Origin of the sequence: Lysinibacillus sp. NPDC093190 (assembly GCF_050280425.1) — a bacterium.
In the GTDB taxonomy this organism is placed as follows: Bacteria; Bacillota; Bacilli; order Bacillales_A; family Planococcaceae; genus Lysinibacillus.
The window spans coordinates 294,763-320,975 of sequence record NZ_JBNNVG010000001.1 but is presented as its reverse complement, the minus strand read 5'-3'; the positions used below and the strand labels follow the sequence as shown (position 1 = coordinate 320,975).

The following is a 26,213-nucleotide window of genomic DNA, read 5'->3' as shown; positions in this document are numbered from 1 at the left end:
TCATTGACATAACAGTCTTTCAAAAACACAAAAAGCATTTGGAAGTATTCCAAATGCTTTTCCATGCTATATAAAATTTGATTTACATAAATTCTTTCACTAATTCATTAAAATCATTTTCACTCATTTTAATATCAATATCTGTTAATGGTAGCTCTGAATAGCCTGGTACTTTTTCTTGATATGAAGCTGTTTCAGTATCTTGATAAATAATACCTGTTACTAAACCTTCATGCTCCATCACTGTACGCATTGCCATTCCACGGTCAGAATTGTCATAGCCCTCAATATCCGCAAGCTTCGTTAAGTTCTCTTTAAACCAATCGTACGTGTTCACTTTGTTATAAGTAACACAAGGTGAGAATACGTTGATGAATGAGAAGCCTTTATGATTAATGCCTGCTTCAATTAATGCTGTTAACTCTTTAATATCTGTTGAGAAACCTTGTGCGACAAATGTAGCTCCACTTGTTAAAGCTACTTCTAATGGTTTTAATGAAGGCTCAATCGCACCACCTGGCGTAGATTTTGTAATAAATCCTGCAGCAGAACGTGGAGATGTTTGCCCCTTTGTTAAACCATAAATTTGGTTATCCATAACAACGTATGTGATGTCAATATTACGACGGATAGAATGAATTGTATGACCCATACCAATCGCAAAGCCATCCCCATCACCGCCAGAAGCTATAACGTTTAAATCACGGTTAGCCATTTTTAAGCCTTGTGCAATTGGTAATGCACGACCATGAATACCGTGGAAACCGTAAGAATTAATGTATCCTGAAATACGACCAGAACAGCCAATCCCAGAGATAACTGCTAGTTCGTTTGGTTCAATTCCAACGTTAGCCGCGGCGCGCTGAATCGCTGCTTGTACAGAGAAGTCACCACAGCCTGGGCACCAGTTTGGTTTCACTGTATTACGAAAATCCTTAAATGTTGCCATTAGCGAGTCAACTCCTTCACACGATTTTCTAATTCACCTGGCAAGAATGGTGTACCATTATATTTTGTAATAGTCTCGATTTTATCGTGACCACCAATATTCATCTTCATAATATTTGCTAATTGACCTGTGTAGTTATTTTCTACAACGATTACTTTTTTCGCTTTTGCTACAAGTGGTGCCACCTCAGCAGATGGGAATGGATGAATTAAACGAATATGCGCATGATTCACCTTCATACCTTGAGCATTTAATCGTTCTTGTACTTCTTCAATAGCTCCACGTGTTGAGTTAAAGCCCACTAATAAAATATCGGCTTCTTCGTGTGGTGCATTTGAAAATACTGGATTATCAAATTTCAATGCTCCTAGCTTACGGAAACGTTTATCCATTTGTACTTGACGGTTACCAGTTGCTTCAGATGGTTTACCTGTTTCATCGTGCTCAACCCCTGTTACATGGTGAATACCATTCAACGTACCAGGTAACACACGCGGTGAAATACCGTCTTCCGTATCTTCATAACGTTTGAAGTATGCTTTATCAGCTGCTTCTTCAATGTCGCCTGTAACAATTTTACCGCGACGAATTTCAATTTTATTGTAATCGAATGGCTCTACAGATTGTTTACCTAGAGATAATTGCAAGTCAGTCATTAAAATAACTGGTAGTTGTAATTCTTCTGCAATGTTAAACGCTTGGATTGTGTCAAAGAATGCTTCCTCCATTGTAGAAGGTGCAATTACTACTTTTGGAATTTCACCATGCGTACCATATAACATTGCCATTAAATCTGATTGCTCTTGTTTTGTTGGTAACCCTGTTGATGGACCACCACGTTGTGTATCCACAACAACTAGTGGCTGCTCTGTCATACCTGAAAGACCAAGTGCTTCCATCATTAATGAAAGACCAGGGCCAGCAGAAGCTGTAAAGGCACGAACACCACCAAAGTTTGCCCCAATTGCCATTGTCGCTGCAGCAATTTCGTCTTCTGTTTGAATAACTGTACCACCGAATTTCGGTAATTTTTTAATAAGGTATTCCATAATCTCAGAAGCTGGTGTAATTGGGTAGGCTGCCATAAAGCGTGTCCCAGCTGCAAGTGCACCAAGTGCTACTGCATCGTTCCCGATCATGAACATACGGCGTTTACCATCTGCTGGTGCTAAAGCCCATTCACCTACACGATCACCTAAAAGCTCATTCATTAATTCATGACCGCGTGCAATGGCCTCCATATTTTTCTGAACAACTTCTTCACCTTTTTTGCCAAAAATATCATCTACAACATTTTGGAACACTGCGTCTTCTAAATTTAGCAATGAAGCTGTTGCTCCGATTGCCACCATATTTTTCATCAACGAAGTACCAAGCTCTGCCGCTACCTCTGTAAAAGGTACCGCAAATAATGGCGCTTTTGAATCTTCTGGCTTCACTGGAGTAAATTTTGAATCCGCCAAAATAACGCCTTTTTCTGTTAGTTCTTTATAATTGACGTCGATTGTTTCTTGGTCGAACGCTACTAAAATATCTAAATCATCCGCAATTGAACGTACTTCTGTTGGACGAACTGTAATTTTATTATTCGTATGGCCACCTTTAATTCGAGAAGAGAAATGACGATAACCGTATAGGAAGTAACCTAAACGATTCATTGCCATTGAGAAAATTTCGCCTGTACTTTCAATCCCTTCACCCTGTTGCCCACCGACTTTCCATGAAAGCTGATGTAACATGTCAACAACTCCTTAGATCCAATGTGTATACTATTATTTTTCCTTCATAAGTTTAACACGAAGAAACGGTCTGCACTATTGTTATTCCCCGATTTAAACGAAAATCAGACCTTTGACTGAAAATCCCGTTCAAAAAGTTGTAATTTTCAAACAGCTAAGTATCAATTTCGCCTTAGCGTAATTGTTGTTGACGTTTTGCTTCAGCTACAAAAGCATTTGCTAAACAAAAATAAAAATTTCCAAGGAGTCGCCAGTCTTCACACCAATCAACTTCTATACATGGCATATATTTTAACAAATATCGGCCCTAACTTTTCGGTTTTAAGTCATTTAACATGTGAATATGTTAAGCATGAGCTACGCAACCACGAAAAAAATGCCTTGCAGCTTATTATGTGCAAGGCATTTTACTTCATTACTTTTTATCGAACACGTTTTTCCACAAGAAGCTTTAAAGCTGTACGTTCCTCACCAGCAATTAAAATATCGGCAAACGCCGGTGCGCAAATTAAATCTGTGCCACTTGGCGCTACAAATCCGCGTGCAATGGCCACTGCTTTCACGGCTTGGTTAAGTGCCCCTGCCCCAACTGCCTGCATTTCTGCTTGCCCTTTTTCTCTGATTACCGCGACTAATGCACCTGCAACTGAATTTGGATTAGAGCGTGATGATACTTTTAATGAATCCACAATTATTCCTCCCCGTTTCGCGAATAGTGTTTACGCTCAACAACTCATGTCCCCCTTGTTTGGACCTCAAGTTATTGTCGATAGGTCATTTTATGCTCGGCGAGAAGGAAATAGACTATTTTCATTTCTTATATATTGAAACAATCAAAAAAGACTGAAAATTCAACGTAGAAAATTTACTGGATCAATGAAATAAAGATATCATATTAAAAATAGTGGAGCTCATGAAAAGTGAGGGTGATTTTCGTTCCAAGCTACTCGCTTTCCTGTGGGCCAGCGTCGAGCCGCTTCCTCCGCTTCCTCCGCTTCGCTCCGTGCAGGGTCTCGCCTGTCTCGCTTTTCCACGGGAGTCAAGTAGCCTTCCACTCCAATCAACAATAGTGTAGAACTTTTAAGCATTTCATAAGTGAACGCAATGGTTACTCATCAGAATAAAGACTAATAACAGTTAAGTCGATTGTATATCTGTCGCTTCGCTTTCGCACGAAAACGCATCTTGTTGAAGCTTTTCTTTATCACTATAAATTAGAGTAACATGCCAGAAAATACATACTAAGTGAAGAGGTTGATTGTAGTAGAGACTGGGCGACTCCTTGGGGATTAGCGATAGAGGAACGAGAATGAAGCGGCTCATCGGACGCCCCCAGGAAAGCGCCCAGTCAGAACGGAAATCAACCCCTCGTTTTGCCGAAGAGCCAAACTTTATTTAATATGATGATTTATTTTCATTGACATAACAATTTTTAAACATAAAAAAACTATTGTGCATTTTTTAATACACAATAGTTTCTCTCCTTATCCTTGAAACGGATAATCTTCGTTTATATAAATTCGCTCACAATGTAGAGCTTTTCCTGTTTTATCATCAATCTCTACAAAGAAACCACTTAACACTTCGCGTCCTTTTTTAGGCACTTCGAAACGAGATGGCATATTTGTTTGGAATTTATAAATAACACTTTCCTTCGTCATTCCTAAAATTTCATCGTATGGGCCTGTCATACCAACGTCCGTAATATAGGCTGTTCCATTTGGGTAAATACGTGCATCAGCTGTTTGCACATGTGTATGTGTACCAACGACTGCCGAGGCCTTTCCATCTAAGTGCCATCCAAGGGCAATTTTTTCACTTGTCGCTTCTGCGTGGAAATCAACGAATACAAGCGGTGACGTTTTATGTGCTTCTTCGATTAATTTCTCCGCCATCGCAAATGGATCCTCATGAGGAGGTAAAAATACTCGACCATGCAAATTAATAACAGATAATGTAACGCCATTTTTTGAAATTTGCATCATACCCTTACCTGGGGCATCATTTGAAAAGTTTGCCGGGCGTATTAAATAATCTGCATCATCTATAAAATCAAAAATATCTTTATTATCCCAAGTGTGATTGCCCATCGTAATAACATCTACACCCATTTGCAATAGCTCATTATAAATATTACGTGTAATTCCACGTCCTGCTGCTGCGTTTTCACCATTTGCAATAACAACGTCTAGATTGTATTTTTTCTTTAATCGGGGTAAATATTTTTCTACAGCATCCCGTCCTATTGAACCTACAATATCACCTATAAATAAAACTTTCATTTTTACAATACCACTCTTTCTATCCATTACGCCCAATGTCATTTTTGTTTCCATTGAGAGACTTAATCTTCTTAACTTACACGTATATCATTGAAGATAAATATCATCATTAATTGTAACCTCAGTAAGAACATTAAGCAAAAAAAATATAAAACACTAATTATTTGGCATTCCCTTTAATTATTTTATTCTTTTTCAAATTGGCGTAAATAAGTGTTGAGGAAAGATTGAGCCAATTCATCTTTATGAGCCTAAAAAACAATAATTGCTTTACATTTCTATTAATAAGTTTGACCTTTAGTAGATCTGGATATTTTTTTAGAAATGATTGTATCCCTACTTTAATATCTTGTCTGACTGTGTTTGTCTGTATATGATGCAAGATCACAAGTAAACCTTCAAACTGATAATTTAAAAAGCTATTTTTTACTTCATTATATATATTGCCAATTTCTAGCTCCTTTTTTAGCTTTTCATATAATACATCATACTTCTGACGTAAATTAACGATTGTGCCTCTCGTTAATGAGTTTTGGTTTTCAACATTATAGTAATATAACTGCTTAGGAACATAGCAAATGGCTTGATTCCTTATGACGGCTCTCGTAATAAAAACTGTATCTTCTGCAAAACTCATATCTTCATCAAAGCGTAGAGCATGTTTATCTAGAAAAGATTTTAAATATAATTTACAGCTAACAAAGCCAAAATGTCTTTCTCCTATTTCAGTAAATAACTGATTTAAACAATCTACTGCACTAAACGTACAACAAGCTTGTGAAGGGTAACTCAATTGCCTACTACCAGTCGTCTCCCGCCAAAATAAATCACACTTCGCAATAGTTGATCCTGTTAGTCTACAAGCGAGATACAATTCTTGGAGCATTGTTACTTCAATCCAATCATCCGCATCAACAAAAGTAACATATTGACCATTCGCATGCTCAATGCCTAAATTTCTTGCTTTACTTACGCCTCCATTTGGTATGTCAAAAATAGTGATTCGTGCATCTTCTTTTGCAAATTTACGTAAGATCATCAATGATTGATCACTACTACCATCATTAATAGCAATAATTTCTATGTTTTTTAACGTTTGCTGACATATGCTAGCTAAACATTTCTCTAAATATTTTTCTGCATTATAAACAGGTAGGATGACACTCACTAAGATTTTGGATTCCAAAATTTCGCGCCTCCCCTATTTTATCAATTATGCCTCGGCAGAATTGTAGCTGTCGCTTTGCTTTCGCACAGATAAATTGCCACAGGACGTGGCGTCGTTCTTAGACTGAGCTCCTCTATTTCAAAGGATGTTTCGACATCTGCTGAAATAAGTTAAAAAAATGGCTTTTAGCTGCTCCAGCCATCTTTTTCTCTCTTCTTTTTTCAACCCTACAAATAGCAGGCTAACGCCAACAATTACACTATAGTAAAAAATATAGAGAACGATTGAAAACCAAGTAGTTGCTGGATTTGTCACCAGCCATAAAAGCTTTATGCAAGTAATAGCGAGCCCAAAGGCAATTGCTAATCTTCCTATTGCCTTCCAAAATCCGTAAACATCTAATTTTACTTTCTTATAATAATAAATATTCATAATCACTACATTTCCAATAAATAAGGAACACGCTGTGACATAGGCTGTACCGATTTTCCCATAATAATAAATCGCAGGAATTGAAATAAAAATATTTCCGACCGCTACACATATTAATAATATCGTTCTAAATTTAAACAAATTTTTAGCCTTTAACACACTTAATCCTAGATTTTGAATGAGATCTATTATAAAAGGCATCATGATAATTAACACAATATAATAAACGGCTATAAATTCTTTGCCTAACCATAATGATAAAAATTCTTTCCCAAAAAGAAAAAAGCCCCCTAATATATAGCCAACTACTAAAAATTGTATAGATCCTACTTTTATAAATAGTTTATTAATGTGCAATAACCCATCATCTTGTGTTACTAAAATCGAAATTCGAGGCAAAAACAAGCCGCTAATCGCCAAGGCCAGCGACATAAAAATTAAGACAATTTGTATAGCAACTGCATAAATTGCTACATCCTCAGTTCCTTTTATTATTCCTAAAAGAACTTGATCCGTTTGCCAATAAATTTTGTCGACAATAACTGTAATAAAAATAAAAATGGCATAGACGAAGATTTCCTTTATAAAAGCTCGATTATTCAATGTAAACGTAAATTTAATATCTAATACTTTTAGACAAAATAGCGCATCAATTAGTAAAAATAACGCATTGTAGATCGCTACAATATAGATTAATGTAACAGCATTTGTGCCCTGTAAAAGAAAAAACAACATCGTTAGAGGCTGTATGATGACCTGCATTAATGCTGTTAATTTAATAAAAATGAATTTTTCATAGGCTTGTAATATGGAGGAAAACACACTAAGTGGAAATTGCGCCGCCAAGCTTATCGTCATGACATAGCCCATTAACTTGGCTTTATCGAGCTGTTCTACAGTCAAGCTTTTTCCAAAAATTACGTCCACTTGTGAAAATAGAAGGAACCCAGCGAGTAATGTCATAATACCAATGCCTATAAATAATTTTAGAAAAAAACCATTTAACGACGCTTCTAATATTTTATCATTCGCCGCTCTGTTTCTAGAAATATAGCGCACAATGGCGTTGCCTAACCCTAAATCTAAAATGGAAAGGTAACCAACAAGCACAATCATTAGTGAATATAGACCGTATTCTTCTTGCCCAAGCATCGAGATGATGATTGGCGTAAACACTATGGAAGAAATAATCGTACAACCAATTGATATATATGAAAGAACTGCTGCAATTTTAATTTCTTTCATAAACACACCTTTTCCTTATTTTGAATAGCTTTTTGGCAACACCATTGGATATATAGATTGATATTGTTCTATTACCTGTTTAATATTGAAATTAGCTAATATACGTTCTCTACCAAGCTTTGCCTTTTCAGCATATTGCTTCGAACTATAATTTAATGCTTTATTGATAGCTTGAGATAACGCATAAGCATCTTTTGCAGTAACAGTCTCACCGAACTCTCCTACTAAATATTTGCAATCTCCAACATCTGTCGTGATACAGCACGTTCCACTCGCTAATGCCTCCACTAATACATTTGGTAACCCCTCACCTGAAGAGGATAAGACAAACAGATCGGCTGCCGACATTAACTGTGATATATCATCTCTACTACCTAATAAAAAAATGACATCCTCTAAATGGGCATCCTTGATCATTTGAAGTAACACACTATTATTCGCATCTATTTCAAGCCCTACTAGAAACATATAAAAATCTTGTCTTTCAAGATTTAACAACTTTAAGCTAGCAATTAAATTTTTATAATCCTTTAATGGATCCCATCTACCAATATGCAATAAAATATGTCGATTATCTACATCAAAAAGCTCTAAATAATATTGTCTTTTGACACGTGGCTTAAATAAATCCGTATTAATGCCATTGACGATGACCTTATGTTGATGACTAGCATAGCCGATTGCTTCATGAATCTCTTTTACTTTTGGACCACAGGAAATAATCATATCTACCTTTTTAGATAATCTCGCGCAAAGCTTTGCAATAAAAATAGTTGTCCATTTATTGTCCTTTTTATCCAAATTGCTATGGTGAATTCCCCAAATTAGCTTTTTTCTCCAAACCTTTGAAATCAGATAACCTAATAAGTTTGAATGGTACATCCACGTTTGGATAATGTCGCTATTTTTACATACTTTCAAACACGTTAGAAATGAACGGAGGAAATTAGATTTCATATTACAAATATAAACATTCAAATTTAATTGCTGTTGAATTAACTCGCCATACACATCCATCTCCGTCAAACAAATAACATCTACCTCATACAAATCCCTGTCGATGGATTGTAATAATCGATAGAGCATAGTTTCCGCTCCTCCAAAACCAATGGCGGTTATGATATGGGTAATTTTAATCTTTTTTTGTATATGATCATCCTTTTTTATCATGGGCTTAGATTGTCCGAGCTATTGAGACTCTACATTTGGATTGTTAGCTTACTTAATTAGTTAACGCCTTTACTCGAGCGCGAGCGGATTCTAAGCGCATATCTTTCGAACTGAGGCTTAGATTGATTGCATATTCATAGCTAAGTGTTAAATGTAGTAAGAACACATTTTTTTGGCAATATCTTCTGCATTCAATCCTTTGTTTTCGACTCCATCTATAATGCTATGCAGTTCAATCGGCTCATTCTTTTTAATGATTTCTTGTAGCCAATCTTCAATATCCCCATTTATATCTAAATACTGAATTAAGCCTACATTAAGATCGACTTCTCTAGGTACAGTTGTAGAAACAAGTGATGGGGTCCCACATACCTGTGCCTCTAATAGGACGATTCCAAATCCTTCATATTTAGATGGTAAAATAAATTTATCGAACAGCTGAAGAAGTTTGAAAATATCAGCACGTTGGCCTAATAGTTTTACGGATTCCTGTAAATGATTACGTTCGACCAACATACGAATTTCTTCCTCTAATGGCCCCTCTCCAATAAGCAACAACTTAAATTTAATATGTTTTTGCTTTAATCTTGTAGCAAGTTTCAGTAAAAACTGTTGATTCTTCACTGGGACAAAACGTCCAATATGTCCTAAAACTAAATCATCATCACTAATGCCTAGTTCTTTTTTTAATAATTCCTTTTCAGCTTGTGAAAGATATTTTATTTTGTAGATATCCATTGGATTAAATAATAGGTCAAAGGATTTTTCTCCGAAGCAGAACTTCCCTGCATTTGTACTACATGCAACGAGCTTTGTCGCATTCATAACACTTATTTTTTTTAGAAAGGACAAAAAATATTTATTACTCCATTCTTCAGCAACATTTGTATGACTGTGTAACACTCTACATTTAATGCCAGCCAAACGTGCTGCTAGCAATGTGAAAACAGCTCGATAACCCGTATGATCATGCACTGCATCATATCCATTTTCTTTAATTATTTTGTATATTTTCATCACATAGGCAAGAGGACCTTGCTTCGTAATATATTTTTGATAAAACAATTGGGAACCATGCTCCATAAAATAGTCATGGTATCTTCCTTTGTTAAACACTACAAAATCAAATTGGTACAATGACTTATTTGTATTAGCCCAAATGTCTAATATCATCGTTGTAACCCCGCCAAAGTCTGTAGTCGGAATAATATGCAAAATCTTCTTCATAGATTTTTATTACTCCACTCCATAGTATTGATAGTACTTATCCCATTTCATTTTAAAATTATTTAACACAATCCCTAAAATATTGGCTTGAGAAGTCATTAATATGGACTTTGATTTTAGCACCGCGGCTTTCCCAACAGTGCCTGAATTGACAATTAGTATCGTACCATCACATTTATTAGATAAAATTTGTGCATCCGATACAAATAATAAAGGCGGAGCATCGAAAATTACGATATCGTATTTTTCCTTCGCCATCTCCATAAAAGATATCATTGTTTCAGACGCTAGCAGCTCTGTTGGATTGGGCGGAATGGGTCCACTTGAAACGATGTCTACTCCTTCTACAAATGTTTCTTGAATAACATCTATAAATTTTTCTTGCCTAGATAGTATAGAGGATAGGCCACCACTATTTGCGAGATGAAATGTATGATGAAGAGTGGGCTTACGCATATCGGCATCTACGATTAATACCTTCTTCTCATCTTGCGAAAAAACTACACCGATATTCGCTGCATTTGTGGATTTTCCTTCACCAGGAATAGAGGAGGTCACTAAAATCGTTTTCACATCTTGATTTGGCTGTGCAAATTTAATATTTGTGCGAATTGTTCGAAACTGCTCAGATGGAATTGATTTAACGTCTGAAACAGTAACTAGCTTGCGTGCCATCAGTGACTTGTTCTTCTTTTTTCTTCGCATCGAAAACATTATGGGTTCCCCCTAGCCTTAGACTTTTTTTTCACATGCGCTTCTAGATTACTGACCACCCCGATGACTGGTAGTGATAAAATTTCTTCGATATCACGTTCGCTTTTAATTGTTTTATCAAATGCTTCCATCATATAAGCAAACAGTAGGGCTAGAGCGAAACCACACATAGCTCCAATCAGTAGATTTAAAATTTTGTTTGGCTTAACAGGTGCTGGATGTTCACTAGCTTTTGCAATAGACAAGATATTGATATTGTCCACATGCATAAGCACAGGGATTTCTTCTTTAAAAACTTCTGCGACTGTATTGGCAATTTCTACAGCCTTAGAATCTTTCTCATCTTGTACACGAATATTCACTACTTGAGAATTACTCGCACTAGAGACATCTATTTGATTCATTAATCGTTCAGGTGTAGTCGTTAGCGATAACTTATCAATCACCTTCGATAAAATAGCAGGGCTTTTAATAATGACATTGTACGTATTGATTAGCCGAAGATCTGTATCAACATTTTGTGCCCCTACTAGTTGCTGATTATCATAGCTTTTTTGATTCACTATTATTTGTGTCTCCGCTTCATATATAGGTGTAAAAATAAAAAAGCTTAACACAGCGGCTATACCAATCGACAACATTGTAAGCACTAGGATAAAGAACCAGCGTTTTTGCAATGCTTTTATTATACTTTGAACTGTAATTTCTTCATTCACAAAAATAGATTCCCTCCTACAAATGTAGATAATTGCAGTATTAATGAAGTATATTAAGCAAACCTTACAGTTATTCGATAAAAATATATTGCGACTGAATAGGCTTTTTTGACCAACTACGTCATGTTTTTATTTCTGCCAAATCCACTTACTACAAAGACAAGTATATGAAGCACATTAAAATAGAGTATTTCAAATGTAGATACTCCCAGTGCAGCGACAATGACGAAAACTGTAAATACCACTAGCTGTTTATCCATCTGACTATGACCTCTCGCAATCGATATAAGAAAGATAGCATAACATACGAGTGGTAGTAAGCCCGCCTCCTGTAATATATTCACAAATGTATTGTGAGCATGAGAAACTCCTATTACCCATAGTGATTCAGTACCATGTCCCCAAAAACTAAAATGCTCAAATACATATTTCCAAATATCAAGACGACCATCTGTAATATTTGTAGATTTTTTCTCCATTTTCAAAAGAATACTTTGAAACGCCTTCTGCATCATTTCAACTTCATGGATAGCTATAATTAGTAATAAACAAGCTACTATTAATAATAATGAAAATTTTAGTAAGGGCAAAAATCTTTTTTTCGTTCTTTTTACTAATAAAACAATCATCACTGTTGTCAAAATAGCAACCGTTAATAGTGATGTACGCGCATTCGACAGCATAATGACGTACAAGGCAAATAAATAAAAGATTGTATAGCACCCTAATTGAATTGTTAATTTCAACTGTTGGTACCCCTCCAACATTGCAATTATTATTTCATAAAGCTTCATTAGCACCACAACTGTCAAACCTATCATGGAAACGCCCAATGTGTTTGGATTTTCAAATACCCCTGCAAAGGCACCGTACATAAAATGATTTTTTTGAAAGCATAAAATAAGAAATGGAATATACGCTAATAAAACACCATTAAGGACAATTTCTTTAACATGCCTTTTCACAATATCATTAAAAAAAATCGCTACAGTAAAAAAAATACAAAATAACTGTAGGCTATTTTTTAATAGCTCTATATCTTGATTGACCCCTGCGGAAATGACACAGAAAAAAATATATAAACTAAAAAACAAGCTGGCCTGTACATTTTGGATGATAATTTTTTTATGCATTAGAAAGGATAAAAAGATAATAACTAGGCAAATCAACAATGTTAATTTATGATAAATCCCTTCAACGGGTTGCATTAAGCTCATAAATATAAGGGCGCTAAACAGTAGCGTGGAACATAATTTCATCTGAAAATCACGCTCAATTCTAATTATAATAATGATCCATTTATACCTCGGCATAATTGCGTCCGGATTCGCCTTTGTGCTCGCTGACGCTTCGCTTTCGCTACACAAAACATTTGCTGAAAGAAGTTAAAAAATTCTCCACCATTTCTTACTGTAGATTTTGTCTAATTCAAGCGGAAGTATCTGCTTGTTTGCAATGACAAGTTCATTATTCTTTAAGAGTTGATCGACAGCATCTAGCTCCTTTTGTTTTTCAAGGTAATTTAAAGCTGCCTTATAGAAAAATGGTCTCGATGTTACATTATGCACGTCGGATCCAAATGTATGAATATAATTTGCTCGCACTAATGCTAACGAGAAACGCTGTACCTCTTTTCCATAGAAACCTATTAAACTTCCCGCCGTTATTTGTGTTAACGCGCCTTCTTGAATCAATATTTCAAGTCGCGTTGGTTTTTCTCTAATGGCATAATTTCGTTCAGGATGCGCAAGAATGGGAGTATATCCCGCTGCCTTCAACAGTATAATCATTTTTCTTGTATACGCAGGGATCGTACTAGAGGATAATTCCAAAAGGATGTAGTTAGAATTTGCCAATGTATGGAGTTGCTTTTGTTTAATCAATGTATGAAGATCTTCATGCAAACGCACTTCATGCCCTGTATGAAGTTTGATTGGTATCTGATGTTCCTCTAACAATTGCTGTAAATATGTTGTTTGCTCCTCTACAACCGAATAGTTAACATGGTATTGTGGATGCATTGCATGAGACGTACAAATTATTTCTGTTATTCCTTCACTTGATGTTTGCTGTAGCATCTTCAATGATTCCGCTTCATTTTTTGGCCCATCATCAACGCCGAATAATAAATGCGCATGTATATCAATCATCTATATCACAACTTCCTTTTTCTTCTTTTTTATGAAAGGTAGTTGTTAAACATGACTAGCATAGTTCCTTTTTCTAGTTATGCATCAAATGTTAACGTTCAATTGGCGCTTTGGGGCTATTCATCTGTCGCTTTGGCTTTTCTTTCCGTCTCTCTGACCTTTCTTTCCGTCGCTTCAATTTCTATCCTTCACTCCGCCTCTTCGTTCTTTTCTATGATAAAAATAATAAAAAAGAGGTTTCCCTAGATTTTCATCTAGAGAAACCTCTAACATTCAACATTATTTCGCATACTCCACTGCACGTGTTTCACGAATAACCGTTACTTTAATATGGCCTGGATAATCAAGTTCTTCTTCAATTCGCTTACGGATATCTCTCGCTAAGCGATGTGAAGCCAAGTCATCAATTTTTTCAGGTTGTACAATAATACGAATTTCACGACCAGCTTGAATCGCAAAGGATTTTTCTACACCATCATAACTTTCGGAAATTTCCTCTAACTTTTCAAGTCTACGGATATAGTTTTCAAGCGTCTCACTTCGAGCACCTGGACGAGCTGCTGATAACGCATCAGCTGCAGCTACTAATACGGCAATAACAGATGTTGCTTCTGTATCGCCATGGTGAGAAGCAATACTGTTGATAACGACCGGATGTTCTTTGTATTTTGTTGCTAATTCCACACCGATTTCGACGTGGCTACCTTCAACTTCATGGTCGATAGCCTTACCAATATCATGTAATAAGCCTGCACGGCGAGCTAATGCTACATCTTCACCAAGTTCAGCAGCAAGTAAGCCTGCTAAGTATGCGACCTCAACTGAATGTTTTAGGACGTTTTGTCCATAGCTTGTACGATATTTCATGCGGCCTAATATCTTCATTAAATCTGGATGTAAGTTATGAATGCCAATTTCAAATGTTGTTTGCTCACCGGTTTCGCGGATTTGTTCATCCACCTCACGACGAGATTTTTCCACCATTTCCTCAATTCGAGCAGGGTGAATGCGGCCATCCTGTACAAGTTTTTCAAGTGCAAGTCGAGCCGTTTCACGACGAATTGGATCAAAGCCTGATAAAATAACCGCCTCTGGAGTATCATCAATAATTAAATCTATACCTGTTAACGTTTCCAAAGTTCGAATGTTACGACCTTCACGACCAATAATACGACCTTTCATTTCATCATTTGGCAAGTTCACGACAGATACTGTTGTTTCAGCAACATGGTCTGCTGCAAAACGCTGCAGTGCCAGTGATAAAATTTCACGTGCTTTTTTATCTGATTCTTCCTTCGCACGTGTTTCAGCTTCCTTAGTCATCACAGCAATATCAGTTGCTAGCTCTTTTTCTACTTCTCCTAAAATAATAGCTTTTGCTTCATCTCTAGTTAAAGCAGAAATTCGTTCTAGCTCCGTTTTTTGTGTGGCAACAAGCTCGTCCACTTTGCTTTCCATCTGTTCAATATGCTGTTGTTTTTCGCTAAGAGCTTGTTCTTTACGCTCTAAGCTTGCTTCTCTCTTATTTAGAGCATCATCTTTGCGATCAAGATTCTCTTCTCTTTGCAATAAACGGTTCTCTTGTTTCTGAAGTTCCGAACGACGTTCACGAATGTCATTTTCTGCTTCAGTACGAAATTTGTGAGTTTCATCTTTGGCTTCAAGTAGTGCTTCTTTCTTCAATGCCTCCGCTTCTCGTTTTCCTTCTTCAACGATTGTTTCAGCGACATGTTTAGCACCAGTGATTTTTGAGTCATTCACTTTTTTCATGTAGATATAGCTAACAGCGGCACCAACGATGAGTCCAAGCAAAGCGGAGATGATAGTAATTCCATCCATATGAACACCTCCTCTTGCTATTTGGGTATTACAGTTTCAGTAGGCGCATACATCAATTTCGCCTTGGCATAATAATTGCGTCCCGGATTTTGAATTGTGTTCAGGTCTGCACGAGGGCCGATACGATGTCGGTCATTCGGTAAAGTCACAGGACGTGGCGTTTTTACCATTGCAGATTAGTTAGCCATTTTCGCTGGATACGAAGATTTCAGGCCTACATTCTTATATTCAGTTCATTCAAAATCCATGACATCTGCCAGGGCCCAATCTTCATTTAATAGGTCTTTAAAGGCCTATTAAATGAAGACAGAATGTACTGCCTATTTAAAGTCATAATTCAGAAATTATACATATTTAATTGTATAGCTAGCCTCAAGCTCTGTCAAGGATAGTCGGGCACATGTTCGCCCTTCCAAGAAAAAAAGTCAGTGATATCCATTAAGAGAATTAATTACCTAATACTTTTACACTAACACTTATTTTAACTTATAAAATTAATAGGTAGAAGCAGTACTTAGGAAGTATTTTTAAGACTAGTTACTTTTGGTGAAATGATAGGGACATTTTCCTTTGCTATTAAATATATGGCTATCCTAACAAATATTATAAACCCATATTCCCCAGTATGTGTAAACAAAAAAATGCATTGCTCTCACTATAAAGAGTGGGAACAATGCATTTATATTATTTATCTTCAAGAAGAAGCTTTAATTCCTCATCCATATCTTCCTCTTCATCATGCGCAGCAATTGTGTAAGATGAAGATGCAATACCGTAAGAAGCACGGATTTTATTTGCGATGTCGTCAAGTACTGCTGGATTTTCTTTTAAATATTGTTTAGCATTTTCACGACCTTGACCTAGGCGCTCATCACCGTAAGCATACCAAGAGCCACTTTTTTGAACGATGTCTAGTTCAACACCTAAATCGACTGTTTCGCCCTCTTTTGAAATTCCTTCACCGTACATAATATCAACTTCAGCTGTACGGAATGGTGGTGCTACTTTGTTTTTCACAATTTTAATTTTTGTACGGTTACCCATAATGTCATTGCCTTGTTTAATAGCTTCTGCACGACGTACTTCTAAGCGAACGGAGCTATAGAATTTAAGTGCACGTCCACCAGGTGTTGTTTCTGGGTTTCCGAACATAACACCAATTTTTTCACGTATTTGGTTAATGAAAATAGCAATCGTTTTTGATTTATTGATAGCACCTGAAAGCTTACGTAAGGCCTGAGACATTAAACGCGCTTGTAAACCAACATGCGAATCACCCATATCTCCCTCGATTTCCGCTTTCGGAACTAATGCTGCTACTGAGTCAATAACGATGATATCGATAGCACCACTACGTACTAATGCTTCTGCGATTTCAAGCGCCTGTTCTCCTGTATCTGGTTGAGATAATAAAAGCTCATCAATATCGACGCCCAATTTTTGTGCGTAAATTGGATCTAGTGCATGCTCAGCATCGATAAACGCTGCTTGTCCACCATTTGCCTGCACCTCTGCAATGGCATGAAGAGCAACCGTTGTTTTACCTGATGATTCAGGGCCGTATACTTCAATAATACGTCCACGTGGATAACCACCCACACCTAATGCAGCATCAAGTGCTAACGAACCACTTGAAGATGTAGCGATTTCTAAATCGGTTTTTTCGCCAAGTTTCATGATAGAACCTTTGCCAAAATTCTTTTCAATTTGTTTTAACGCCTGTTCTAAGGCAGCTTTACGATCACTCATTCATTTTCCTCCTTCGAAAACTGTTCACTGTTTTTCTCTATCTCTACTATACTTGTTTTTAAGAGAAGACGCAAGAAAAAAGCGAACATTTATTCGTTTTTCTTCAAAATAAAAATTTGGGTAACTTTCCATTACCCAAATTTCTATTTCTAACTATATTTAATAACGTTTTTTAAAGCCTCGTTCTTCCAAAAGCTGCATTAAATAATGACAAGTAAATTTCGCCGCGCGCAATCGATTTGTATTACGCATACCCGATAAATGAAGTAAATACGTTATCGGTTCTTCATCGCCAATTGCAATACCAATCCAAACCGTCCCTACTGGTTGATGATCATGGGCTGTAGGACCTGCCGCGCCTGTTAATCCAATACCAATATCCGTATCAAACTTTTCACGTACAGCACTAGCCATAGCCTCTGCACATTCACTGCTTACAATCCCATGTGTAGTTAATAATTCTTTCGAAATACCAAGTTGCTTAATCTTAGCCTCTTCTGTATACGTAACAACGCCACCAACAAGGGCATCCCCTACACCTGGTATTTCAGCAAGCTCTGACTGAAATAATCCCGCTGTTAAACTTTCTGCTGCAGAAATTGTTAACTTATTATCTAGTAACATCTCTACTGTTTTAGAGGCAAGAGAATCATCATCTATACCGTATTGATAGTCCCCAACAAGTGCTTGAATCTCTGCTACCTTTGCTGTAATAAGCTGCTGCGCTTCTTGCTCCGTTTCTGCTTTGGCAGTTACACGCAATGTAACCTCACCGTCAGAAGCAAGTGGAGCAACAGTTGGGTTTGTTTGCGAATCTAAAATATCTTGGACACGTACTTCAAGTTCCGCCTCTCCAATTCCATAAAAACGCATAACATGCGATGCAATTACCCCACCGGCATTTAACATCGCACCGAGCTTTGGCTTTGCTTCAAACTGGAACATTGGCTCAAGCTCTTTAGGTGGCCCTGGAAGCAATATATACGTACGCTCATCCTTTGTTAATATCATGCCAGGTGCCATACCGTGATGGTTTACAAGCACCTCACTACCTGCTAATATTAAAGCCTGCTTACGATTATTATCCGTCATTGGACGTCCTCGTTTTGCAAAAAATCGTTCAATATTTGCCAGTGCGATATCATCAAATTCGAGAGGGACGTCAAGATGGCGAGCAATCGTTTCCTTTGTTAAATCATCCTTTGTAGGACCAAGCCCACCAGAGAAAATGATTAAATCAGCACGAGTCTCCGCAATGGAAATAGCCTCTTCTAAACGTTTTGCATTATCTCCAACAACAGTGTGATAATACACATTTATCCCTAACTCGGACAACTGACTAGAAATAAATCTTGCATTTGTGTTCGAAATTTGACCAAGCAATAACTCTGAGCCAACTGCAAGAATTTCAGCATTCATGATCCTCAAGACCTCTCTTATTTAGACTCAAGTAAGACACGTCGATTTAGATAGAAATAATCCCATCCAGACCACAGTGTAAAGAACAATGCGATATATAGCATAATTGTATCAAATGGAATACCAATAAGTGTAAAGATTGTATTGTGTAAAAGTGCTGCTCCGATGGCCATAATTTGAGCCCACGTTTTAATTTTACCAAGCTGGTTCGCTGCAACAACTTCTCCTTCACCTGCCAATATCAAACGAAGGCCAGTTACTGCAAACTCACGGCTAATAATAATAATTATTATCCATGCAGGCGCCATTTTAAGCTCTACCATTAAAATAAAAGCTGCTGAAACTAGCAATTTGTCAGCAAGTGGGTCTAAGAATTTCCCAAATGTTGTCACAAGATTATATTTACGTGCATAAAAACCATCCACCCAATCAGTCGCTGAAGCAATAATAAAAATGAGTGCACCTACAAAATGATGAACAGGCATCTCCGCACCAAATAGTGACATTGTTCCCCAGCCAAAATCAAACATCATAACAATGACAAAGAACGGAATAAGTAAAATTCGAGAGATGGTAATTTTATTTGGAATGTTCATTTTTCTAACACCTTTCATGATGAAAGAAAGTAGTCATCACTAGATGACTACTATTCTTTATTGAAATTGATGACGATGTTTTGCGTTACAATTTGCTGTGCATACGTTAAAAGCTCGTCATTAATGTATACTTTAGCTTGCGTTGAATTACCTAAGCGGATACGAGCGTAATTTTGAGATGTTGCGTCGAATTCTACTACTTCTCCAGCATTATATACACGAGTATCTGTTAGTAATTCTTGTTGCTGTTGGTTACGAATACCGATAAATGTAGGACCAGATACTTCAATACGTATTTTTAATGTATTAGCACCTGTTAACGTATATGAAGTTGTAGCACCATCCGCTTCAGTAGTCCCTGCTGAAATCGATTGCTTAACATCTTCAGTTTGTTTTTCGTCAGGTGTTTCCTTTTCTGAATCTTTTGAATCTGTTGACTCTTGTTTGTCATCTGTTTGAGCCTTTTTATTTTCTTTTTCTTTATCTTTTTCTGTATCTATTGGTTTTGCTTTTGTATCATATTCTATTTCTGATGAAGCTGAATCGTCCATAACATTTGGTCCTGCACTATTTCTAGATTGCATAAGCACCCAAATTACTACAATGATGACAATGATAAATAAACCAACGATTATTTTAGGCATTGCCTCCATCATTTTAGTAGAAGGACCCTTTGATACTTTTCTTCTACTTGGGCTAGTCGTCAATTGACTTACTTGATTGTTTGGAGTACCTGGTAGCTCGCTTTTATACGTTTCTAAAAGTTCCTCTGCGTTCAAACCGACAGCGTCAGCATATTGTTTAATAAAAGCTCGTACATAAAACGAACCAGGCATAATCGAATAATTGCCCTCTTCAATACCTATTAAATAACGTTTTTGAATTTTCGTTATTTCTTGTAAATCGTCTAAACTGTAGCCTTTAGACAGTCTCGCCTCTTTCAGTCGAGTCCCTAATTCTGCCACTAATAACACCTACTTTAACTCAATTTAAAAATTAAATCCTCCAAATGTATTGGATTCGGACATCATATGATTTTTTTCTATTACTTCATACGTAATTTCTTCATCTGGATGATGACGTAATTCAATAATATAATCAAAATCCTCTATCTTATATTCTGAATGCTGAACAAACATGTCTGGATGCTCGACGACCTTAATGGAAGGCATACTCATCATTTCACGCACTAGTTGTAAATGCCGCTCATCCGATGAACGACGTGTCACAATGCCATCTAATATAAAAATATTATTGTCACTGAATTCATCACCAGCGAGCTTATTGCGAACAGTCTGCTTAATCATTGTAGATGATAAAAAAATCCATTTTTTATTGGCACATACACTAGCCGCCACGATCGATTCTGTTTTTCCAACACGAGGCATTCCACGTATCCCAATGAGCTTATGACCTTCTTTTTTAAAGAGTTCAGCCATAAAGTCAACTAAAATACCAAGTTCATCTCGTACGAAGCGGAAGGTGTTTTTTTCATCTGCATCTCGAGGAATATAATGACCGTGCCTAATAGCTAAACGATCACGGAGTTTAGGTTGTCGAAATTTGGTCACGTTAATATGTTCCATTGTCGAAACAATTGTACGAAAACGCTCAATTGTCTCATCGTTGTCTGTATGCACTAACATACCACGTCGATCCTCATCGACACCATTTATTGAAATAATATTGACCCGAAGCATCCCTAAAAGTGAAGCAATATCTCCTAATAATCCAGGGCGATTCACCTGAATTTCATATTCAAAGTACCAATCGCTCAAACACACTCGTTCCCTTCCTATTAGTTAACGTAAAAAATCCTTTATAAGTTCCATCATAGCTGATTTTTTATGTAATGGAAAGTTAGAATACGTGGAATTATGGCGTTATTTTTAAAAACTTACTATTTTTTTTTTGAACATACAAAATAGGCTTACATACGTTCCCTTTTCAATGCAAAAAATTCCTTTTAAAATAGAAAAAAGAGGAGATAGTTCTCCTCTTTGTTTTACTGCACATGCTTATCTTGTACAAGTTTAATGACACAATTCGCCAATGCATGTTTTTCATCTTCAGAGGCAACGCTCCATAAATCCGACAGCACTCGTTCTTGTTCATTTTTAGGATCGACATTTGTCGCCAAATATTCCCCAATTTGTACAGCAGCCGATTGAATCATTTTCTTTGGCATGCCACTTGATTCGGCTTGCATAACATTTTGACCTAAAAACGATGTCCATTTTTGCCAGTTTTCTAAAATCGTCATATGTTCCTCCTCCTTTACACATGTAGTATGTGCAAAAAAGAATATTATATGTACCAGCCACCGTTTAATCGAATGATTTGTCCCGTTACATAATCTGCTTTTCCAGAAAGGTAGAAACGCACCATTTCAGCAACATCTGTTGTTTGTCCAACTATACCTAGCGGAATGTCCTCTAAAATATATTCAAGCTCTTCTTCACATAAATGACTGTTCATCGAGGTATTAATAAAGCCAGGTGCAATGGCATTAACACGAATGCGTGACAGTGCCGCTTCTTTTGCATATGACTTCACAAAAGCATGTTGAGCGCCCTTCACGGTGGCGTAAAGTGCTTCGCCAGCCGATCCAGCCTCTCCCCAAATCGATCCGATAAAAAGCACATAGCTGACATCATGAGCGCGAAGCTTTGATGACAGTAATGCCGTCAGACGCATTGGATTTTGCACATGAACACGCCATAATGCATCCATATCCTCCACCGTAGTATCTTCAAGCAGAGAATAATGCGCTTGACCATTTGCAAAGACAATCGCTTGCACATTAAAAATTTGCGATGCTAGCAATTGTGCCCCGGAAGCTTTCGAAAAATCTCCCTGTACAAGCATAAATTCCTGTGCAGGGAAGTTTTCTGAAAGAGAGCGGTATAAAGCCTGTGCTCCTGTTTCATTGTTTGAAAAGTGTATGTAGATGGACCAACCGTCCTCTGCCAGACTCTGGCAAATAGCACGGCCAATCTCACCTGATGCACCTAACACGAGGACAAACTTTTTCACTGTACGCCCTTCTCTGTAGGTAAAATTTTAAAGACAGTTTGTTGAGATTCACCTTGAATTGAAGAAAATGCTTTTTTCAAATCTTCAATCGTTAGTTCCTCTAGTACAGGCACAACATCGAACAAATTCATTTCATTAAACGAATAACGTGTAAATTGGTTGGCGATAAATTCTATAGAATTCAGTGCACGTAGGAAGAAACCTATTTTTTTATGTTTCACTCGTTCTAAATCGGCACTTTCAAATTGCGCATCTCCATCATACTTTGCTAATTCTTCCTTAATAGCTTTCTCTAATGCAGCCGGATCTGTAGAATCTGAGCCAATCATAGCAAAACCAAAGCCCTTTTCTAACGTGAAATCAAATGCATACGTTTCATCAATCAAGCCATTTTCATAGACACTCTCATAAAATTTAGATGTACGTCCAAAAATAAGTTCAAGTGCAATTTGAACAGACAGCTCATGCTTTAACATGTCACGCCCTGAAAAATTTGTTTCTTTTGCTTTTAAACCGATATAGACTTTAGGCTTTTGTACATCCATATGCAACTCACGTTCTTTAATAGCAACCTCAGTCGGCTCTTGATCAAAGAAGCGTTGAATTGGTGTTAGTTCAGGGAATTCTTTTTTGCCTTGATTGTCACGAATAAACGTCATCATTTCATTAGGATCTACTGCGCCAATGACAAACAATAACATATTGGACGGATGATAAAATGTATTGTAGCACGTGTATAAATGGTCCGCTGTAATGCCATCAATCGTCTCTATTGTACCAGCGATATCAATTTTTACTGGGTGATTATGATACATATTTTCGATTGTACCAAAATAGAGCCGCCAATCTGGCTGATCGTCATACATCGTAATTTCCTGACCAATAATGCCTTTCTCCTTATTGACTGTTGCTTCTGTAAAGTAAGGCTCTTGAACAAAATTTAATAATGTTTCTGTGCTGTTATAAATATTGTTCGTCGAAGAAAATAAATACGCCGTACGTGTAAATGATGTAAAGGCATTGGCTGAAGCACCGAATTCACTAAACTTTTGGAAGACATCGCCATCTTCTTTTTCAAACATTTTATGCTCTAAAAAGTGAGCAATGCCATCTGGTACTGTAATGCTATCCGTCTCACCAATCGGCACAAATGTACGATCAACAGAACCGTACTTAGTTGTAAACGTCACAAACGTTTTTGAAAAGCCTTTTTTTGGTAAAATATAGACATCTAAGCCATTCTCTAATTTTTCATAATACAATGTTTCATCTAATTGCTTGAATTCAATTGTTTTCATTGTGCGGCTTGCTCCTTTCCACATAAGAAATAGACCGCTTCTAGCTGTACTTGCTTCGCCATCTCAACAATATCTTCCTTGGTCACAGCTTTCCATTTATTTGCCCAAGCTTCAACAGAAAACTCCTCGGGTAAATCTTTATATTGGTCAAAAATTTCTATTTGTCCTCGAGCAGAATCCAATGCTTCTTTTAGCTGATTCGTCAGCATTGCCTTTGTTTGCTCTATTTCCAAATCTGTAATATCGCCTGCTTGCATAACAGTAAGTTGTTCCTTAATTAGTGAGAGCGCTTTTTCTTCATTCTTTGGTTCAATCCCAGACACAACAAAGACTAAGCCATAATGTGACGCATATGAGCTAGACGCATAGTAAGCTAAACTTTCCTTTTCACGAACATTCATAAATAATTTGGCATGAGGATAACCACCGAACACGCCGTTAAAGATTTGCATTTTAGTGAAATCAGGGTCACCAAATCGTACTGGTGTACTAAAGCCAATATGCAGCTTTCCTTGCTTCATTTCTTGTTGTTCACGTACATAATCATTTTGTGGATGCTGTTGTGGAAGCACAGCTGGGATTTCTTCAGGTGTACGATCAGTAAATGGTAGCGCTTTTTTTAGGTTCGCTACGATTTCGTCTTCATTGATATCACCTGCGACATAGATGTCGATTTTATCATTAGCAAGCATGGATTGATATGCTTCAAATAATGATGTAGGGGTTATTTTTTGAATGTCCTCGACAGTTCCGTTAGCAGAAATAGAGGCCGGTTCATTTGGACGTAAAATTTGTTGAAGACGTTGCTGCGCAAAACGAGATTTATCGTCAAAAATAGACTCAATACGCTGAATGACCGTTTTCTTTTCACGCTCTACAATAGATTCCTTAAATACACCGTTTTCTAAATTCGGTTCAAATATTGCTGTGTGCAATAAACCGAGTACCTCGTTTAAAACACTTGTATTTGCCAAATAATGATCATTAACGGCCTCTACATTCATCAGTACTGTATGTTCATTACCACGTTTAGATGTGTCAAAATACAACACTGTGCCATACAAGTCATCCAAGAAACCTCGGAATGCAGCTGTTGTCTTATATTTTTCATTACTGTGTTGCAATACATTTGTTAACACAGTGCGTTCAGACGCATTTGTGGCCGTTAATGCTTTTCTCCATTTAATTGAAAAATTCACAGTTTTAAATTGGGTCGTTTGTCGGATATGCAAATTGACACCTTTTGCAAAAGGTATTGTTTTAAACATATATAGAACCCTCCTTATCTTTCTTAATATAACAAAGTACTACACATACTATACATGTCTATTGTCTATAATTGCAAAAAGAATCCAAAGTATGTATATGAAAAGTGAGAAATTACATTTGGTGATTAATTAACCTATTCATACTAGCAAATAAAGGTTAACCTCAACCATTATTTTCCCAAACACTTGAGATATGTACAAGGAAAAAGACTGAGCATTTTCGCCCAGTCTTTAGTGTAAATAATTGTCTGTTTTTTAGCGTTTCCCCTTAATATAAGGTTGGCCACTAGCTTTTGGTGCATTTGCTTTACCGATAAATCCTGCTAATGCAAAGATTGTTAATACATAAGGTAAAATTTGTAAGTAAACAGCAGGGATGTCTTGAATGTATGAAATTTGGTTTCCTGCAATACTTAACGTTTGAGCTAATCCAAAGAATAATGCTGCACCTAAAGCACCAATCGGATGCCATTTCCCGAAAATCATTGCTGCAATCGCCATAAAGCCTTGCCCAGCAATTGTTGCATGTGAGAAATCGTGTGTAATTGTTTGCGCGTACACTGCACCACCAAGACCACCTAATGCCCCAGAGATGACAACAGCAATATAGCGCATTCTATTAACATTTACTCCCATTGTATCTGCAGCCATTGGGTGCTCACCAACAGCTCGTAAGCGTAAACCAAATGGAGTTTTATAAATGATAAACCATGCTCCAATAGCTACTGCAAAAGCTAATATCGATGTACTGTAGACGTTTTGGAATAATAATGGACCGAAGAACGGAATATCTCCTAAATAAGGGATAGCGAAACGATCTATTGGTTGAGTAATCATATCCGTTTGACCTTTATCATAAATCATTTTCACCAAGAATACGGATACCGCTAAACCTAATAAGTTGATAGCAACCCCCGATACCGTTTGATCGGCACGGAAGGAAATCGAAGCAACGGCATGGAGAAGTGAAAAGATTCCCCCAACAACGAAAGCTGCCAGCATTGCCACCCAAATTGTTGCTGCACCGAATGTCGAAGCAAATTCTAGATTAACAAAAATACCAACAAATGCACCAACAATCATTAAACCTTCTAGTCCGATGTTTACAACACCAGAACGTTCAGAGAATACGCCACCGATTGCCGTAAAGATTAAAGGTGTTGCATAAAGAATTGCAGAAGGGATGATGAAATATAACATTTCTAAAAAGCTCATG

At 37.0% G+C, this 26,213-nt stretch carries 23 protein-coding genes; all 23 read right to left on the bottom strand.

What is annotated here, in order from left to right:
* Nucleotides 1–82: 82 nt before the first annotated feature.
* Complete coding sequence (locus ACQKOF_RS01500) at nt 83–949, bottom strand: 2-oxoacid:ferredoxin oxidoreductase subunit beta (protein ID WP_387080111.1); 867 nt, start codon at nt 947–949, stop codon at nt 83–85.
* A complete protein-coding gene (locus tag ACQKOF_RS01495) occupies nt 949–2,688 on the bottom strand; it encodes a 2-oxoacid:acceptor oxidoreductase subunit alpha (RefSeq protein WP_427552976.1) in 1,740 nt (579 codons plus the stop codon). The genes ACQKOF_RS01500 and ACQKOF_RS01495 overlap by 1 nt, the downstream gene beginning before the upstream one ends.
* Before the next feature lie 422 nt (nt 2,689–3,110).
* Nucleotides 3,111–3,377 carry a stage V sporulation protein S gene (locus ACQKOF_RS01490; RefSeq protein ID WP_010858535.1) on the bottom strand — a complete coding sequence of 89 codons (267 nt, stop codon included), beginning with the start codon at nt 3,375–3,377 and terminating at the stop codon, nt 3,111–3,113.
* 795 nt (nt 3,378–4,172) lie between these two features.
* Nucleotides 4,173–4,970, bottom strand: a complete 798-nt coding sequence (locus ACQKOF_RS01485; protein WP_427553153.1) for a TIGR00282 family metallophosphoesterase — start codon at nt 4,968–4,970, stop codon at nt 4,173–4,175.
* A gap of 160 nt (nt 4,971–5,130) precedes the next feature.
* Complete coding sequence (locus ACQKOF_RS01480; protein ID WP_427552974.1) at nt 5,131–6,156, bottom strand: glycosyltransferase family 2 protein; 1,026 nt, start codon at nt 6,154–6,156, stop codon at nt 5,131–5,133.
* A gap of 120 nt (nt 6,157–6,276) precedes the next feature.
* The gene (locus tag ACQKOF_RS01475; protein WP_427552971.1) at nt 6,277–7,815 is read right to left on the bottom strand and encodes an oligosaccharide flippase family protein; all 1,539 of its coding nucleotides are present in this window, start codon (nt 7,813–7,815) and stop codon (nt 6,277–6,279) included.
* Nucleotides 7,816–7,830: 15 nt separating this feature from the next.
* A complete protein-coding gene (locus ACQKOF_RS01470) occupies nt 7,831–8,985 on the bottom strand; it encodes a glycosyltransferase (RefSeq protein WP_427552969.1) in 1,155 nt (384 codons plus the stop codon).
* 147 nt (nt 8,986–9,132) lie between these two features.
* Complete coding sequence (locus ACQKOF_RS01465; protein ID WP_427552967.1) at nt 9,133–10,212, bottom strand: glycosyltransferase; 1,080 nt, start codon at nt 10,210–10,212, stop codon at nt 9,133–9,135.
* A 9-nt stretch (nt 10,213–10,221) separates the two neighbouring features.
* Complete coding sequence (locus tag ACQKOF_RS01460; protein ID WP_370042921.1) at nt 10,222–10,917, bottom strand: CpsD/CapB family tyrosine-protein kinase; 696 nt, start codon at nt 10,915–10,917, stop codon at nt 10,222–10,224.
* Nucleotides 10,918–10,925: 8 nt separating this feature from the next.
* The gene (locus ACQKOF_RS01455) at nt 10,926–11,642 is read right to left on the bottom strand and encodes a YveK family protein (protein ID WP_427552965.1); all 717 of its coding nucleotides are present in this window, start codon (nt 11,640–11,642) and stop codon (nt 10,926–10,928) included.
* 116 nt (nt 11,643–11,758) lie between these two features.
* Entirely contained in the window at nt 11,759–12,859 is a 1,101-nt protein-coding gene (locus ACQKOF_RS01450) for an O-antigen ligase family protein (protein ID WP_427552963.1), read from the bottom strand.
* 168 nt (nt 12,860–13,027) lie between these two features.
* Entirely contained in the window at nt 13,028–13,792 is a 765-nt protein-coding gene (locus ACQKOF_RS01445) for a tyrosine-protein phosphatase (protein ID WP_427552961.1), read from the bottom strand.
* 279 nt (nt 13,793–14,071) lie between these two features.
* Nucleotides 14,072–15,631, bottom strand: coding sequence for a ribonuclease Y (rny, locus tag ACQKOF_RS01440; protein ID WP_427552959.1), 1,560 nt, complete (start codon nt 15,629–15,631; stop codon nt 14,072–14,074).
* 684 nt (nt 15,632–16,315) lie between these two features.
* The gene (recA, locus tag ACQKOF_RS01435) at nt 16,316–17,380 is read right to left on the bottom strand and encodes a recombinase RecA (protein ID WP_386846775.1); all 1,065 of its coding nucleotides are present in this window, start codon (nt 17,378–17,380) and stop codon (nt 16,316–16,318) included.
* 159 nt (nt 17,381–17,539) lie between these two features.
* Nucleotides 17,540–18,799 carry a competence/damage-inducible protein A gene (locus tag ACQKOF_RS01430; RefSeq protein ID WP_427552957.1) on the bottom strand — a complete coding sequence of 420 codons (1,260 nt, stop codon included), beginning with the start codon at nt 18,797–18,799 and terminating at the stop codon, nt 17,540–17,542.
* 17 nt (nt 18,800–18,816) lie between these two features.
* Entirely contained in the window at nt 18,817–19,395 is a 579-nt protein-coding gene (gene pgsA, locus ACQKOF_RS01425) for a CDP-diacylglycerol--glycerol-3-phosphate 3-phosphatidyltransferase (RefSeq protein WP_427552955.1), read from the bottom strand.
* 50 nt (nt 19,396–19,445) lie between these two features.
* Nucleotides 19,446–20,369, bottom strand: coding sequence for a helix-turn-helix domain-containing protein (locus ACQKOF_RS01420; protein ID WP_427552953.1), 924 nt, complete (start codon nt 20,367–20,369; stop codon nt 19,446–19,448).
* A 15-nt stretch (nt 20,370–20,384) separates the two neighbouring features.
* Nucleotides 20,385–21,173, bottom strand: a complete 789-nt coding sequence (locus tag ACQKOF_RS01415) for a DUF3388 domain-containing protein (protein ID WP_427552951.1) — start codon at nt 21,171–21,173, stop codon at nt 20,385–20,387.
* A 227-nt stretch (nt 21,174–21,400) separates the two neighbouring features.
* Nucleotides 21,401–21,658, bottom strand: coding sequence for a DUF3243 domain-containing protein (locus ACQKOF_RS01410; RefSeq protein ID WP_370042801.1), 258 nt, complete (start codon nt 21,656–21,658; stop codon nt 21,401–21,403).
* 44 nt (nt 21,659–21,702) lie between these two features.
* A complete protein-coding gene (gene ymfI, locus ACQKOF_RS01405; protein WP_427552949.1) occupies nt 21,703–22,431 on the bottom strand; it encodes an elongation factor P 5-aminopentanone reductase in 729 nt (242 codons plus the stop codon).
* On the bottom strand, nt 22,428–23,729 hold the full coding sequence (gene yfmH / locus ACQKOF_RS01400) for an EF-P 5-aminopentanol modification-associated protein YfmH (RefSeq protein ID WP_427552947.1): 1,302 nt from the start codon (nt 23,727–23,729) through the stop codon (nt 22,428–22,430). The genes ymfI and yfmH overlap by 4 nt, the downstream gene beginning before the upstream one ends.
* Nucleotides 23,726–24,997, bottom strand: coding sequence for an EF-P 5-aminopentanol modification-associated protein YfmF (gene yfmF / locus ACQKOF_RS01395; protein ID WP_427552945.1), 1,272 nt, complete (start codon nt 24,995–24,997; stop codon nt 23,726–23,728). The genes yfmH and yfmF overlap by 4 nt, the downstream gene beginning before the upstream one ends.
* Before the next feature lie 255 nt (nt 24,998–25,252).
* Nucleotides 25,253–26,212: an ABC transporter permease gene (locus ACQKOF_RS01390; RefSeq protein WP_427552943.1), complete on the bottom strand. Its 960-nt coding sequence runs from the start codon at nt 26,210–26,212 to the stop codon at nt 25,253–25,255.
* Nucleotide 26,213: the final 1 nt, after the last annotated feature.

Excerpts from the sequence above, each read along its gene's own strand:
- ACQKOF_RS01500 (WP_387080111.1), bottom strand. The coding sequence starts at position 949 with ATGGCAACATTTAAGGATTTTCGTAATACAGTGAAACCAAACTGGTGC.
- ACQKOF_RS01495 (WP_427552976.1), bottom strand. The coding sequence starts at position 2,688 with ATGTTACATCAGCTTTCATGGAAAGTCGGTGGGCAACAGGGTGAAGGG.
- ACQKOF_RS01485 (WP_427553153.1), bottom strand. The coding sequence starts at position 4,970 with ATGAAAGTTTTATTTATAGGTGATATTGTAGGTTCAATAGGACGGGAT.
- ACQKOF_RS01475 (WP_427552971.1), bottom strand. The coding sequence starts at position 7,815 with ATGAAAGAAATTAAAATTGCAGCAGTTCTTTCATATATATCAATTGGT.
- ACQKOF_RS01470 (WP_427552969.1), bottom strand. The coding sequence starts at position 8,985 with ATGATAAAAAAGGATGATCATATACAAAAAAAGATTAAAATTACCCAT.
- ACQKOF_RS01465 (WP_427552967.1), bottom strand. The coding sequence starts at position 10,212 with ATGAAGAAGATTTTGCATATTATTCCGACTACAGACTTTGGCGGGGTT.
- ACQKOF_RS01460 (WP_370042921.1), bottom strand. The coding sequence starts at position 10,917 with ATGCGAAGAAAAAAGAAGAACAAGTCACTGATGGCACGCAAGCTAGTT.
- ACQKOF_RS01450 (WP_427552963.1), bottom strand. The coding sequence starts at position 12,859 with ATGAGCTTAATGCAACCCGTTGAAGGGATTTATCATAAATTAACATTG.
- ACQKOF_RS01445 (WP_427552961.1), bottom strand. The coding sequence starts at position 13,792 with ATGATTGATATACATGCGCATTTATTATTCGGCGTTGATGATGGGCCA.
- rny (WP_427552959.1), bottom strand. The coding sequence starts at position 15,631 with ATGGATGGAATTACTATCATCTCCGCTTTGCTTGGACTCATCGTTGGT.
- recA (WP_386846775.1), bottom strand. The coding sequence starts at position 17,380 with ATGAGTGATCGTAAAGCTGCCTTAGAACAGGCGTTAAAACAAATTGAA.
- ACQKOF_RS01430 (WP_427552957.1), bottom strand. The coding sequence starts at position 18,799 with ATGAATGCTGAAATTCTTGCAGTTGGCTCAGAGTTATTGCTTGGTCAA.
- pgsA (WP_427552955.1), bottom strand. The coding sequence starts at position 19,395 with ATGAACATTCCAAATAAAATTACCATCTCTCGAATTTTACTTATTCCG.
- ACQKOF_RS01410 (WP_370042801.1), bottom strand. The coding sequence starts at position 21,658 with ATGACGATTTTAGAAAACTGGCAAAAATGGACATCGTTTTTAGGTCAA.
- yfmH (WP_427552947.1), bottom strand. The coding sequence starts at position 23,729 with ATGAAAACAATTGAATTCAAGCAATTAGATGAAACATTGTATTATGAA.
- yfmF (WP_427552945.1), bottom strand. The coding sequence starts at position 24,997 with ATGTTTAAAACAATACCTTTTGCAAAAGGTGTCAATTTGCATATCCGA.
- ACQKOF_RS01390 (WP_427552943.1), bottom strand. The coding sequence starts at position 26,212 with ATGAGCTTTTTAGAAATGTTATATTTCATCATCCCTTCTGCAATTCTT.